10 protein-coding genes are annotated in these 13,736 nt (G+C 65.4%); 3 read left to right on the top strand and 7 right to left on the bottom strand.

Annotated features, from left to right (window positions below):
- Positions 1 to 111: 111 nt before the first annotated feature.
- The gene (locus tag VZ068_RS02865; protein ID WP_349657631.1) at positions 112 to 735 is read right to left on the bottom strand and encodes a lectin; all 624 of its coding nucleotides are present in this window, start codon (positions 733 to 735) and stop codon (positions 112 to 114) included.
- 164 nt (positions 736 to 899) lie between these two features.
- On the opposite strand from VZ068_RS02865, the gene VZ068_RS02860 reads away from it, so the two are divergent.
- Positions 900 to 1,457, top strand: a complete 558-nt coding sequence (locus VZ068_RS02860) for a hypothetical protein (protein ID WP_349656848.1) — start codon at positions 900 to 902, stop codon at positions 1,455 to 1,457.
- A 340-nt stretch (positions 1,458 to 1,797) separates the two neighbouring features.
- On the opposite strand, the gene hmgA is transcribed toward VZ068_RS02860, so the two are convergent.
- The 3 genes from hmgA to hppD form a co-directional block, all read right to left on the bottom strand.
- Complete coding sequence (gene hmgA, locus VZ068_RS02855) at positions 1,798 to 3,111, bottom strand: homogentisate 1,2-dioxygenase (RefSeq protein ID WP_349656847.1); 1,314 nt, start codon at positions 3,109 to 3,111, stop codon at positions 1,798 to 1,800.
- A gap of 102 nt (positions 3,112 to 3,213) precedes the next feature.
- Entirely contained in the window at positions 3,214 to 3,606 is a 393-nt protein-coding gene (locus tag VZ068_RS02850; RefSeq protein WP_349656846.1) for an endonuclease domain-containing protein, read from the bottom strand.
- 241 nt (positions 3,607 to 3,847) lie between these two features.
- On the bottom strand, positions 3,848 to 4,963 hold the full coding sequence (hppD, locus tag VZ068_RS02845; protein ID WP_349656845.1) for a 4-hydroxyphenylpyruvate dioxygenase: 1,116 nt from the start codon (positions 4,961 to 4,963) through the stop codon (positions 3,848 to 3,850).
- Positions 4,964 to 5,085: 122 nt separating this feature from the next.
- On the opposite strand from hppD, the gene VZ068_RS02840 reads away from it, so the two are divergent.
- Positions 5,086 to 5,574, top strand: coding sequence for a MarR family transcriptional regulator (locus VZ068_RS02840; protein ID WP_005990619.1), 489 nt, complete (start codon positions 5,086 to 5,088; stop codon positions 5,572 to 5,574).
- A gap of 254 nt (positions 5,575 to 5,828) precedes the next feature.
- Here the strand turns inward: VZ068_RS02840 and VZ068_RS02835 are convergent, their stop codons facing one another.
- The 3 genes from VZ068_RS02835 to VZ068_RS02825 form a co-directional block, all read right to left on the bottom strand.
- Positions 5,829 to 6,419 (bottom strand): thioredoxin family protein, encoded by a 591-nt coding sequence (locus VZ068_RS02835; protein WP_259155829.1) that lies wholly within the window; start codon positions 6,417 to 6,419, stop codon positions 5,829 to 5,831.
- An 11-nt stretch (positions 6,420 to 6,430) separates the two neighbouring features.
- The gene (locus tag VZ068_RS02830; protein WP_046962817.1) at positions 6,431 to 7,951 is read right to left on the bottom strand and encodes an oligopeptide:H+ symporter; all 1,521 of its coding nucleotides are present in this window, start codon (positions 7,949 to 7,951) and stop codon (positions 6,431 to 6,433) included.
- Positions 7,952 to 8,547: 596 nt separating this feature from the next.
- Entirely contained in the window at positions 8,548 to 9,444 is an 897-nt protein-coding gene (locus tag VZ068_RS02825) for a tryptophan 2,3-dioxygenase family protein (RefSeq protein ID WP_349656844.1), read from the bottom strand.
- A 584-nt stretch (positions 9,445 to 10,028) separates the two neighbouring features.
- Here VZ068_RS02825 and VZ068_RS02820 point away from each other — a divergent pair.
- A complete protein-coding gene (locus tag VZ068_RS02820; RefSeq protein WP_349656843.1) occupies positions 10,029 to 13,616 on the top strand; it encodes a lamin tail domain-containing protein in 3,588 nt (1,195 codons plus the stop codon).
- Positions 13,617 to 13,736: the final 120 nt, after the last annotated feature.

Genomic DNA, 13,736 nt, shown 5'->3' with positions numbered 1-13,736 from the left:
ACGCGAGCGTGGATCATCCATCTACCTAGCGCTGCAGCGTCAGCATCTGCGTGTGTGCCTGCGGCGACAGGCCGACACCGACATGCCACGCGACGCGCAGCTCAGCTCAGCTCAACCGCAGCCTTCCACATAATCCACCTGCGGCGGCCGCCCTACCCGCCAGCTGCTGACCCTACCGTCGGCATCGGTCTCGAAGACCACCGCAGACTGCGTCGCGGCGTTGGCGTGGCGCAGCGTCTGCGCGCCGGGCAGGTACTTGTGTGGCTGTGCATCCAACCCGTCCGGATACAGCGCGCGCAGCTGCGCGAGCGTCATGCCGACCCTGCCGCCACCGGGCGCGACTTCCTTCGCCTCGTTGGTCTGATAGCGCAGCAGACGATCGCCTTCGAACATGAAACCGAACCGACGCGCATCATCGGCCCACTGCGGGCGTAGGAAGTAGCACCCGCCGTCGCTGGCGGCATTGCCGCGTAATTCGCCACCCCAGGCCTTGCGTGCCTGTGCGGCATCCATGCCCAACCGCAGGTCGCCGTAGCCGTCCATCCGCGCAAGCGTGGTCGGCTGCTGACGCAGATGCGGCGGAAACGTGCCAGGCGGGGCGGTCGCCGGCGGCACTGCATCTGCGGGCTGATCGTTGGCAGACGCGACCGGCGCATGCGCGGCCTCGGCCGGCGCTTGCGCAGCCGGCGCGTCGTCGCCGCGATGACAGCCGGCCATCACCAGCACCATCCCTATCAAACCCAGCAGTCTGCATGTCATTGCTGCACTCCCTATGTCCTGGGCCAGCGTACACAACCGGCATCGCGGCAATGTGCAGGGCGCGCGCGCATCCCGTCGCGGCGATGTCATCGGCGCTTCATTGACAGCGATCACGCTGTCGGCTTCGCAGGACTGCCGCCATGACCCCACGCAAGACCGAGCTCGCCCTGACCGCGCTGCAATCGCACCGCAGCCCGCTGACGTTATTGCAGCGTCGCGCGTTGATCCTGGCCGACGGTCAACGCGACCTGACATCGCTGGCGCTGCTGCTGGGGGATCACGGCGCCGCCCTGGTGCAGACGCTGTGCGCGATGGGATATCTGACCGACACCGACGATGCGCAAGCCAGCGCATCGCGCTCGACTGCGCCCATGGCCGCGATGGCGCCGACTGCCACGGCGCCTGCCACCTTGCAGACACCGCCGGCCACCGAGCCCACCGAAGAGGATCTGCAACGTCAGCGCCGTCGCGCTGCCACCAACGCGCGCCTGTACCTGCTCGACATCCTGCAGTTGCAGCGCAATCCGGTTGCGGTGGTACTGCACCGGCAGTTGCAGGCCGCACGCGCGGAAGAGGCGATCGGTATCGCCATCCATACGGCCTTGCGCGAGCTACCGCAGTTCACCTCGGCCTCGTATGCACAGCGTGTGCGCACGCGGATTGAAGAGCTGCTGCCGGATGCAGAGCAGGCTGCGTAATGCCGACGGCATAGGGTGTCGCAGGTCCGTCGCTGCGATGATGCAAAGCCGCTGGCCAGGGGCGCGCCACTGTGCGATTGCGCTGGGCGTGCGTACGGTCGATGCCGGTAACGCGACGGAACGGCCGTGTCTGTCGGGGAAACGCTGAGCTTGCCCGCCGATTGAGCGCCAATGCCGGTAGCGCAAACCGGTTTGATCGGCTCGATTGGAGCGGCCAAGAAAACGTGGCGGGCAGTCATGTGGACAGCGCACCCGGGACCGGATCGCCTGGGCGGGACATGTCGCAGCGCGCACCTAGCGCGTCCGCCTGACGGTCAGCCAGGCCTCGTGTTGCACGCGCTTAGTCAGCCGGGCCAGAAGTCGGCGCATTGAACCCTGCACGCAATCCGGACCAGCATTGCTGATAGTCGCCTTGCCGGTGGCTGGCCTGTAGCGCCTGCTGGGTGGGCCGCAATACCGCTCGGGTTTCGAACATGAAGGCCATGGTCTCGGCGATCACGTCGGGACGCGACAGGTCCGCCTGCGAGGCCTTGTCGAAGGTCGCCGCATCCGGGCCGTGCCCGCTCATGCAGTTGTGCAGCGACGCCCCGCCCGGCGCGAAGCCTTCGGCCTTTGCGTCGTAGACGCCATGCACCAGGCCCATGAACTCGCTGGCCACATTGCGGTGGAACCACGGCGGGCGAAAGGTGTGCTGCGCCACCAGCCAGCGTGGCGGAAAGATCGCAAAATCCATGTTGGCCGTGCCGTGCGTGTCGCTGGGCGAGGTCAGCACGGTGAAGATGCTCGGATCGGGATGATCGAAACTGATCGAGCCGATGGTGTTGAAGCGGCGCAGATCGTAGCGATACGGCGCGTAATTGCCATGCCAGGCCACCACATCCAGCGGCGAATGACCGATGTCCGCACGCCATAGATGACCCTGGAATTTCGCCACCAGTTCGAACGCGCCTTCGCGCTGTTCGAAGGCGGCATGTGGCGTTTCGAAATCACGCGCATTGGCCAGCCCGTTGGAGCCGATCGGCCCCAGGTCGGGCAGGCGCAACAAGCCACCGAAGTTCTCGCAGACATAGCCGCGGGCCGTGTCATCGAGCAGCTCGACGCGCAAGCGCACGCCGCGCGGAATCACCCCAATCTGCTGCGGCTCCAGCTCCAGCACGCCGAGCTCGGTGTGCACCCGCAGACGGCCCTGCTGCGGCACCAGCAACAACTCGCCATCGGCGTCATAGAAGAAGCGATCGTGCATGGAGGCATTGGCCGCATACAGATGCACGGCCACGCCGGTCATCGCCTCCGGGCTGCCATTGCCGGCCATGGTGTATAGACCATCGACGAAATCAGTGGGCTTAGCCGGCAACGGCAGTGGACTCCAGCGCATCTGGTCTGGCGGTACCGGGCCGCTGCCGAAGTCGTTGTGGAACTGCGACTGCTCGATCAAGGAGAAGCTGCCATGCACGGCGGCCGGGCGAATGCGGTATAGCCAACTGCGCCGGTTCTCGCCGCGTGGCGCGGTGAAGGCGGTGCCCGACAGCTGCTCGGCATATAGCCCGTGCGCCACACGCTGCGGCGAGTTCTGCCCGACCGGCAAGGTGCCGGCCACCGCCTCGGTCGCGAACGCGTTGCCGAAGCCGGTCATGTAGTGCTCGTTGTTATGCATGGCATGCGTCCGGATTTTGGCCCTCCCTCCCCGGATGCAGAAGGTTGGGATTGAGTTGAATCAGGCCGCTTTCCTACCGAAGAAGAGCTGAGGCCTGGCGGATTAAGCCCCTCTCCCCGCGGGAGAGGGGTTGGGGTGAGGGTACGGCGTAGCGACCACCTTGAAGATCATCTCGACCACCGCATCCAGCGAAAGCAACACATCGTTGTTCCAGAACCGCAGCACTCTCCAACCCTTCGATTGCAGCCACCGCGTTCTTGCCTGATCGCTGGATGTCTGATGCTGCGAGCCATCCAGTTCAACAATCAACGCCGCATCAATACAACAAAAATCTGCGATGTAAGGCGGAATCGGATGCTGACGCCTGAACTTGAAACCTTGTAGCTGATTGCTGCGGAGACAGCGCCAAAGTGCGCGCTCTGCTTCTGTCATCCCTGTCCGTGACGCACGCGCGTTGGTGAGCGCAACCGTGGGTAATGGCGGTCTGATTTTCATCGCTCCACCGTACCCTCACCCCAACCCCCGCTCCGCGCCCCGGCCCGCGCTTGCGGCGCGGGCGCTCCAAGGCACGCGCCCCAGGGGCGCGCAAGGTTGACTTCTCGCCCCGTGGAGAGAGGGGCTTTAACTGCGTGAGCTCTTACTGGTTTGTCTTGTCAGACAACCGTGTCCTGATGATGTGGCGCTTGAACGTATTGCCTTCGGCAAATCCCGAACAGCGAATTCCCAATGCCCGCCCTCAAAGCACCCCACGCTTGATCTGATCGCGTTCGATGCTTTCGAACAATGCCTGGAAATTGCCCTCGCCGAAGCCTTCGTTGCCCTTGCGCTGAATGATCTCGAAGAAGATCGGGCCGATGCAGTTGGTGGTGAAGATCTGCAGCAGCTTGCGTTGCTTGGTGTCCACATCCGCATCGATCAGGATCTTGTTGCGGCGCAGGCGCTCGACATCTTCGCCGTGGTCGGGAATGCGCAGATCCACCACATCGAAGTAGGTGTCCGGCGTATCCAGGAACGTCACCCCGGCCTCGCGCATCTTTTCCACGCTGGCGTAGATGTCGTCGGTGAAGCAGGCGATGTGCTGGATGCCTTCGCCCTGGTAGGCGTCCAGATACTCGTTGATCTGGCTCTTGGGGTCGGAGGACTCGTTGAGCGGAATGCGCACGATGCCGTCCGGCGCGGTCATCGCCTTGGACACCAGGCCGGTCTTGGCGCCCTTGATGTCGAAGTAGCGGATCTCGCGGAAGTTGAACAGGCGTTCGTAGTAGTCCGACCAGCGCTGCATGTTGCCGAAATACAGGTTGTGCGTGAGGTGGTCGATGAAGGTCAGGCCGAAGCCGCTCGGCTGTTGGTCGGCGCCTTCGATCGGTTCGAAGTCGGCGTCGTAGATGCTGCCGGCATCGCCGTAGCGGTCCACCAGATACAGCATGCAATCGCCGATGCCCTTGACCACCGGTGCGGGCACCGCGCGCGTCTGGGGCTTGTTCTGCACCGCTTCGCCGCCATTGCCCAGCACCGTCTGCAGCACGGTGTCGGCCGGGGTACGGAAGCGGATCGCAAACCCGCAGGCGCAGGGGCCGTGCGCGGCGGCAAAGTCGGCGGCGAACGAATCGGGCTCTTCGTTGAGCAGGAAATTGACCCCACCCTGGCGATAGACGGTAATGGCGCGGCTACGGTGGCGCAGCACCGCGCTGAAGCCCATCTTGCGGAAATAGTCGTGCAGTTGTGCGGCCTGGCCGGCGGGCGCGGCGAATTCGACGAACTCGAAGCCGTCGATGCCCATCGGATTGTCGAAGGTGGTGACCTGCATCCCCGGGTCGGGGCGGGCTACAGTGCTGTTCGTTTGTGCGCTCATCGTCGTTTCTCCACGCTAGGCGGCCCGCAGGGCTATGCGGGGTGGCAGAAGACCCGCGAGAATGCGCAGGCCACCCCTCGTTTGTAGTTGCAAATGAAACCAAAATCAAGACACAGTGCAACATGAGCGATCACGACACCTCCAATGCGCCGCAACACCCCGTGCTGCTCAACCTCGAGCAGTTCCTGCCGTATCGCCTCAGCGTGCTGTCCAACCGCATCAGTGCCAACATCGCCAAGGTCTACGGCGACCGCTACGGCATGGCCATTCCCGAGTGGCGGGTGATCACCATCCTGGCGCTGTATCCGGGTTCTTCGGCCAGTGAGGTCTCCGACCGCACCGCGATGGACAAAGTTGCAGTGAGTCGCGCGGTGGCGCGCCTGCTGGAACGTGGCTTCATCCGCCGCGAGACCCACGGCGACGACCGCCGCCGCTCGATGCTGGCGCTGTCGCCGGCCGGACGCCAGGTGTACGAAACCGTCGCACCGCTGGTCAACGAAATGGAACAACGGCTGATGTCGGTGTTCAGTGACGAGGAACAGCAATTGCTGGAACGGTTGATCGACCGGCTGGCCAAGGATGGGCTACCGCGCATGGCGGGCAAGGACTGAGCTTGGCTCTGCAGTGCGATCCGATGGCGTTCGTGCGGCACTGCGCTGGCTGATGTCGACCCCGCTGGGGGGTTATGCAATCGCTGCGGGCACTGTGTTGTTGCAGGCAGCACTGCCAAAGCCGCTCACATCGCCCGGCATCGCATGCAGTGCCCATGTGCGTCTGCGTGCCCGTCAGACACCGCACCTGGACTGACGCATACAAAAAACCCCGCAGCAATGCGGGGTTTTTTGTACAACGCGCTCGCAGCGCATCAGGCTTCCGGCGGCGCCCATTGCTTGAGGAAATCGAACAGCTTCTTGCGATCGAAGCCTTCGCCCTTGCGCAGCTCCGGGCTGGTCTGGGTGGTCAGCAGCTTGCCGTCGTTGTCCAGCACCAGCAGCGACGGGTAGTCGTTGAGCTGGGCGAACTGCGACAGGAACGTGGCGTTTTCGTTGGCCGCATCGCGATTGACCTTGACCACCACAAAGTGCGCATCGCGGAAGCTGCGCAGCTCGGCGTCGCCGCCCATCAGCTCGTCCAGCGCCTTGCACGGCTCGCAGGCGGCATTGCCAACATTGAGCACGATGCGCTTGCCACCGCGCTTGGCCTCCACCTTGGCCGTTTCCAGATCGGCAGCCGGATCGCGCGACGGGTCGTACTGCGCATTGAGCGCGGCCGCTGCCGCGATATCGGCAGCAGTCGGCGTATTGCCCGAGGACACCGGCTGGCTGGGGTCGGCACTGGGTGGCTTCTGCATCGACGTATCCAGCGGCCGTGGCGCCTCCTGTTGCTCGGCGTGTTGCCCGCAGGCGCTCAACAGGCCGGCCAGCAGCAGGCCACAGACAATGGGGTTGCTCGGCATCGCTTTTCTCCTCACTTCACACCATGCATCAGTTTGTTGATCAGCGGCGCGATCAGGAACAGCAGCGCACCGGCGCCCACCAGCGCCCAAAACCCGAAGGTATACCCGCCCAGCGCCGAGGACACGCTCATGCCTTCGCTTCCGCTGACATGGCCGGCAAAGATACCCGACAGGTTGTTACCGATGCCGGTGGACAAGAACCAGCCACCCATGCCGAAACCGACCAGGCGCACCGGTGCCAGCTTGGTCACCATCGACAACCCGATCGGCGACAGGCACAGCTCGCCCACCGACTGGATGACGTAGACCATGAACAAGGTCCAGAACGGGATCTTGCCGGCGTCGTTGACCAGGCTGGACAAGGCAAACATCAGCAGCAGGAAGGCCAGGCCGTTGAACAGCAGGCCCAGGCCGAACTTGCGCGGAATCGACGGATTGAAGCGGCCGGACTTGACCCAGATCCAGGCGATGACCGGCGCCAGCGCAATGATGGCGATCGAGTTGACCGACTGGAACCACGCGGTCGGGAAGGTCCACTCGCCGAAATTGCGGTTGACGATGTTGTCGGCCAGGAAGGTGAACGAGCTGCCGGCCTGTTCGAAGAACATCCAGAACAACACGTTGAAGGCGAAGATGATCAGCATCGCGATCACCTTGTCGCGCTGCACCTTGCCCTCGCGGATGCCTTCGACCAGCAGCATCACCGACAGGCCGATGAACAGCACCGTCAGCACGATCTGCAGCACATCGGCACCGACGGCCAGCAGGAAATACACCACCGGAATCGCCAGTACGCAGCCGGCCAGCACCATCAGCACGCGGCCGATGCCCTGCGCGTTCGGTGCCGGCGCGCCAATGCCCTTGAGCTGGGCACGGCCGATCCAGAACCACACCAGGCTGATCAGCATGCCCGCGCCGGAGGCCATGAACACCATCTTGTACGACGGCATGGCCTGGGTGCCGAACACCTTCTCGGCCAGCAGCTGGGTCAACACCGGCGAAATCATCGCGCCCAGGTTGATGCCCATGTAGAAGATGGTGAAGCCGCTGTCGCGGCGCGGATCGGCCACCGAATACAGCTTGCCGACCATGGTGGAGATGTTTGGCTTGAACAAGCCGTTGCCCACCACCACGGTCGCCAGACCGATCTCGAACATGGTGTGGTCTGGGATGGCGATCAGGAACAGGCCGGTCGCCATCACTGCTGCGCCCACCAGGATCGAGCGCTGGTAACCGAGCACGCGGTCGGCCACATAACCGCCGAAGATCGCCGCCGCATACACCAGCGCCAGATATGCGCCGTAGGTACGTCCGGCCGGTGCCTGGCCGGTGGCGTCGCCGCCAAAGAACTGCGCCACGATGTACAGCACCAGCGCCCAGCGAATGCCGTAGAACGCAAAGCGTTCCCAGAACTCGGTCATGAACAGCATCCACAGCGGCCGGGGGTGGCCAAGCAGCGTGGGGAACTCGGGAGGCGCAGGCGGCTGCGGCGGAGTGGAAGCGGATGTCGGCGCAGTTGCGTCAACGCTCATGTGGTGTCCCTTGCGTATTCAGTAATGGCTGGGTGCCCCAGGGCGGAACCCTGGGCGACGCGCGAGGATCACTTAGACGTCATGTACGCGTCAAATTCGCCGGAGTCGACGACCTGATGGCGGTGGGCGGGAAGTGACGATTTTGTCGGGATTCGGGATTCGGGATTGGGATTGGTTGAGTCTTGGCTGTGTTAACGGCAGACCAAGGATGAAGCTGCCGCACACGATCGAACGTCTGTACCTTCTCCCTTCTCCCGTCGGGAGAAGATGCCCGAAGGGCGGATGAGGGTGCGAAGTCGCCGGGCGGTGCCGGTTGCCGATATCCCAGCATTGGCACGGTGGCTGGTCCCTGGGAATAACGCCCTTACCCGTAACCTCACCCCCAAGCTGCGCGCCCCGACCCGCACTCGCTCCACGCCGCGCGCGCCATTAGCGCGCAAGCCGTGCCTTTCGTCCCAGGGGAGCGGGGCTTGAGCGCGCTACGACTCACTGCATTGCCTGGCTTTCGCCGCGCTCAGCGTTGCCCTGCCCGGCTTGCCCCCTCCCTAGCATGTCCCTTGCTCAGCTTGGCGCGCTGCTCGGCGTGTCGCCCTGAATCAGTCCTTGGCAGCGTCCGCATTGCCTTGCGGCGTCCGGCTTTCCACACCCACCGACGTGCGCACATCGAACAGTTCCGGGAAGAACGTCAGCGCCAGCGCCTGCTGCAAAAATCCCACGCCGCTGGAGCCGCCGGTGCCGCGCTTGAAGCCGATCACCCGCATCACCGTGCGCATGTGGCGGAAGCGCCAGAGCTGGAACTGGGTTTCCACATCCACCAGGTCCTCGCACAGCGCATATTCGCGCCAGTAGCGGTCGGTGTTTTCGTAGATGCGCTCGAACACCGGGCGCAAGGCGTCGTCGGCGACATGCGCGGCGGTCCAGTCGCGGGTTTGATACTGCTGCGGAATCGCGTGGCCGAAGCGCGCCAGGTAGCGCAGGAATTCTTCGTACAGGCTCGGCGCTTCGAGCACTTCGCGCAGGCGCTCCTGGCCCTGCCGGTCGTAGGCGAACACCTGCAGCATCTGCGGATTCTTGTTGCCGAGCAGGAACTCGATGTAGCGGTATTGCAGCGACTGGAACCCCGACGAGGGGCCGAGCACATCGCGAAAGCCCATGTACTCGCTGGGCGTCAGCGTCTCCAGCACCGACCATTGCTCGGTGAGCTGGCGCAGCACCTGCTTGCTGCGCGCCAGCACCTTGCGGCACTGCCAGACCTCGTCGCGCTGCAGATGCACGATGGCCGCGCGCAGCTCGTGCGCCAGCAGCTTGAGCCATAGCTCGGAGGTCTGGTGCTGGATGATGAACAGCATCTCGTCGTGGTGCGCCGGCTCGGACAGCGGCTGCTGTGCGGACAACAACTGGTCCAGCCGCAGATAGCCGCCGTAGGTCAGCCGCCCCTCCAGGTCGGTGTGGATGCCGGGTTCCAGGTCACGCAGGTTCTTGTCGACGGGCATGGCAGTGCAGGTGGATCGGGCCGGTCAGGGTAGCTCAGTGGCGGGGATTGGGGATTGGGGATTGGGGATTGGGGATTGGGGATTGGGGATTGGGAATTGGGAATTGGGAATTGGGAATTGGGAATGGGAGGCGGAGGCGGGAGGCGGGAGGCGGAGGCGGAGATCGAATGTCTGGCTGCCGAGAGCGGCGCTGGAGCTGGGTCTCCGCAACGCCATCTCCAGTGTTTGCCGTAGCGTCCTGCCGTGCAGACATGTCGGCTGACTGGCGCAGTTCGGGACTTGCCTGGTGGCTGCAGCGCGGTCACCCGGGTATGCCGCTGCATCGCGCCATTGCCGCAGCGCCCGGTTGGCTCGGTGGCCTGTTTGCTCGGATGACCTCGCAAGGCCGTGGCGTACCCGACCGGTGCTTCACTCCTGAAAAAGCCAACCGCTTTCGACCGCGCGGTCGCAGCCGCTGCGCCGGTGTCACCGTATCGTCAACCAAGGTCTGCAAATTCATGCAGAATCGAACGGCGCTGCCGGCCAGGGACGTGGCCGGACCAGGGGAGCGTTTCACGTCTCAAGGATCAGGGGACTCTCATCTCATGCATGTGTTGCAGCGTCGTGCAGCCGTATTTCTCTGTGCGCTGGCAGTTGCCGGCCACGCCAATGCCCAGGTCGTCATCAGCCAGGTCTACGGCGGTGGCGGCAATAGCGGCGCCACCCTCCGCAGCGATTTCATCGAGCTGCACAACATCAGCAGCACCACGGTCAGCCTGGACGGCTGGTCGGTGCAGTACGCCTCGGCTGCCGGCAGCAGCTGGCAGGTCACCCCGCTAGCAGGCAGCGTGCCGGCCGGCGGGTATTACCTGGTCAAGCAGGCCGATGGCAGCGGCGGCAGCATTGCGCTGCCCACCCCCGATGCCACCGGAACCCTGGCCATGAGCGGCACGGCCGGCAAGGTGGCACTGAGCACCACTGCGGCCGCACTGAGCGGCGCCTGCCCCACCGGCAACGCCGACCTGGTCGGCTACGGCAGCAATGCCAGCTGTGCCGAGGGCAACGCGCCCACGCCGGCCCCCAGCAACACGCTGGCGGTGCTGCGCGCAGGCGATGGTTGCACCGATACCGACAACAACGCAGCCGATTTCGCCACCGGCACGCCGGCCCCGCGCAACAGCGCCAGCACCGCACGCCTGTGCAGCGGCGGCGGACAGCCGATCGCCACGCTGGCCGATGTCAGCCAGGCCGAAGGCAACAGCGGCAGCCGCAGCTTCGTGTTCACGCTGAGCCTGAGCCAGCCGGCCGGTGCGGGTGGGGTGCGCTTCACCGCTGCCACCGTCAATGGCACCGCGGTGGCGGGCAGCGACTACGTGGCCTTGCCGGCAACCAGCCTGCAGATTGCCGCTGGCGAGCGCAGTGCCACCATCGCGGTGGAGGTGCTGGGCGATACCACGCCCGAGCCCGACGAGACCTTCGCGCTGCAGATCAGCGGCCTCACCGGCGCGTTGCCGGCCACGCTGAGCGCCACCGGCACCCTCCTCAACGACGACTTCAGCCTGCTGCCGATCCACGCCATCCAGGGCAAGGGCGCACGCTCGCCGCTGGAAGGCCAGGTGGTCGCCACCTCGGGCATCGTGACCGCACGCCGCAGCGCCGGCTTCTTCCTGCAGGCACCCACTGCCGAAACCGATGCGGACCCTGCCACCTCCGAAGGCGTCTACGTCTACACCGGCAGCGCACCGCCGGACGCCGCCGCCATCGGCAACCGGGTGCGCGTGCAGGGCACGGTGATCGAATACGTGCCCACCGCCGACCCGACCCAGCCGCCGCTGACCGAGATCGGCGGCACGTTGACCGTGCTGCTGGATTCGACCGGCAACCCGTTGCCCGATCCGATGCTGCTGAGTCCGTTTTTCCCCAACCCGAACGGTGCCTACGACCAGCTCGAAGCGCTGGAAGGCATGCGCGTCACCGCTCCGAGCCTCACCGTCAATGCGCCCACCGGTGGCAACGTCAACGAGGTCAACGCCACGGCAACCAGCAATGGCGTGTTCCATGCCGTGGTCACCGGGGTACCGCGTGCCTTTCGCGAGCCCGGCGTGCAGTTGCCCGACCCGCTGCCGGCCGGCTCCCCTGCCGGTGTGCCGCGCTGGAATACCAACCCGGAAGTGATCGCCGTCGGCAGTGCCGGCGTGGGTGCCGAGCGGCTGGATCTGGCATCGGGTTGTGTGGTGATCGGTGCCACCGGCCCGTTGGATTACAGCTTCCGCCGTTACACGCTGTACCCGGAACGCACCCCGCAGGTCTACTGCAACGGTGCCGACCTGCCGCGCCCGGCGCCGCGGCCGCAGGCCGACGATGTGGCCGTGGCCACCTACAACATGGAGCGCTTCTTCGACGACCAGAACGACCCGGCGATCGGCGAACCGGTACTTACGCCGGCCGCGTTCCAGGCCCGCCTCAACAAGGCCTCGCAGGCGATCCGCGGCTACCTGCATCTACCCGACATCCTGGGCACGGTGGAAGTGGAAAACCTCAGCGTGCTGCAGACCCTGGCCGCGCGCATCAATGCCGATGCAGTGGCCGGCGGGCAGCCCAATCCGCAGTACGTGGCCTATCTGCAGGAAGGCAACGACGTCGGCGGCATCGACGTCGGCTTCCTGGTCAAGACCGCCGAGGTGGCCAGCCGTGTGCCGCGCGTGGAAGTGGTGTCCATCGCCCAGGAAGGCAAGACCACCACCTGGACCGAGCCCAGCGGTGGCGTAAGCCTGCTCAACGATCGCCCGCCACTGGTGCTCACTGCCAACGTGCATCAGGCCGATGGCCGCGTGCTGCCGCTGACCGCCATCGTGGTGCATCAGCGCTCGCTCAACGGCGCCGAGACCGACGACGCGGCCGGCACCCGCATCCGCGCCAAGCGCCAGGCCCAGGCCGAGTATCTGGCGCGCCTGCTGCAGACGCGTCAGCAATTGAACCCTGACGAAAACGTGCTGGTGATGGGCGACTTCAACGCCTTCGAGTTCAACGACGGCTACGTGGATGCGATGGGCACCGTCACCGGCAAACCGGCGCCGGATGCGCAGACCGTGGTGGGCGGCGACGGCGTGGATCTGGTCGAGCCGGACTACACCGATCTGACCTGGTTCAACACGCCCGATCAGAGCTACTCGTACGCCTTCGACGGCAACGTGCAGTCGCTGGATCACATCCTGGCCAACGCTGCGCTGATGCGCGCGCCCAACATCGCCTCGCTGTCGGTGGGCCATGCGCGCATCAATGCCGACTTCCCCGGCACCGCGCGCAACGATGCCAACACGCCCACGCGCTTGTCCGATCACGATCCCACCGTGGTGCTGTTGCGCATGACCAAGCAGGTGAACGCGGACTTGCAGGTGGCTGTCACCGCCGCGCGCGACCAGGTGGTCGAAGGCGAACGCATCGACTACACCGTGGATGTAGAGAACCGAGGGCCGGACCGCGCGCCGTTCACTGCGCTGGCGTTGGTGTTCGACCTGCCGGCACGGGCGCGCCTGACTGCCCCGACGGGCTGGATCTGCCAGAACCAGACCAATGCCACGCAGACCACGTTTACCTGCAATATCCCGGTGCTTGCGGCAGGATCTGCGCAGAGTTTTGCAGTGCAACTGGATGCCGGCCCGGACCTGGCCGGACGCACCCTGACCCTGGCCGCTTCGGTGGCCTCTCAGTCGCCCGACCCGCAGCCGGACAACAACACCGACACCGCGGCCGTCGTGGTGCAGGCACGGCCGCAGCCGCGCAGCGACCTGGCGGTGCGGTTCGAAGGCCCCGCCAGCCTGCCGACCACCGCGTTCAACGCCAGCTACCGCGTGCTGCTGGACAACGTCGGGGCCGCGCCGGCACAGCGTCCCGGCCTGGTGATCGAAGGCAATACAGTGTCTGCGTTGTCGCAGTTGGTGCCGCCGCAGGGCTGGCGCTGCGACAAGCAGGTGCAATCGCTGCGTAATGCCCGCTTCTTGTGCAGCAGTGCGGCCGTCGTGCTGCCGGGCGCGCAGCTGGCGTTCCAGCTGACCGTGGCAGCCAAGCCAACCCCGTCCGACGGTGCGATCCGCGTGCAGGCCAGGGCCACATCGGCCTCACCGGATGCGAACCCAGCCAACGATTCGGCGCTGATCGTCACCCCGATCGGAGGCGGTGCCGGGCGCCGCTGATCGCAGTGCACCACGTCGCAGTTTCTTACTGCGACAAAGGGCGCGGCCTGGTCCGCGCCCTTTTTTTTGTGCAACCCAGCATCATTGTGTGCTGCGGTGCAGGACAGCGTTTTGCTTCGC

Origin of the sequence: Xanthomonas sp. 10-10 (assembly GCF_040182365.1) — a bacterium.
Taxonomy (GTDB): domain Bacteria; phylum Pseudomonadota; class Gammaproteobacteria; order Xanthomonadales; family Xanthomonadaceae; genus Xanthomonas; species Xanthomonas arboricola_F.
Note: the sequence above shows the minus strand (reverse complement) of the source record. Positions and strands in the feature narration are given on the sequence as shown.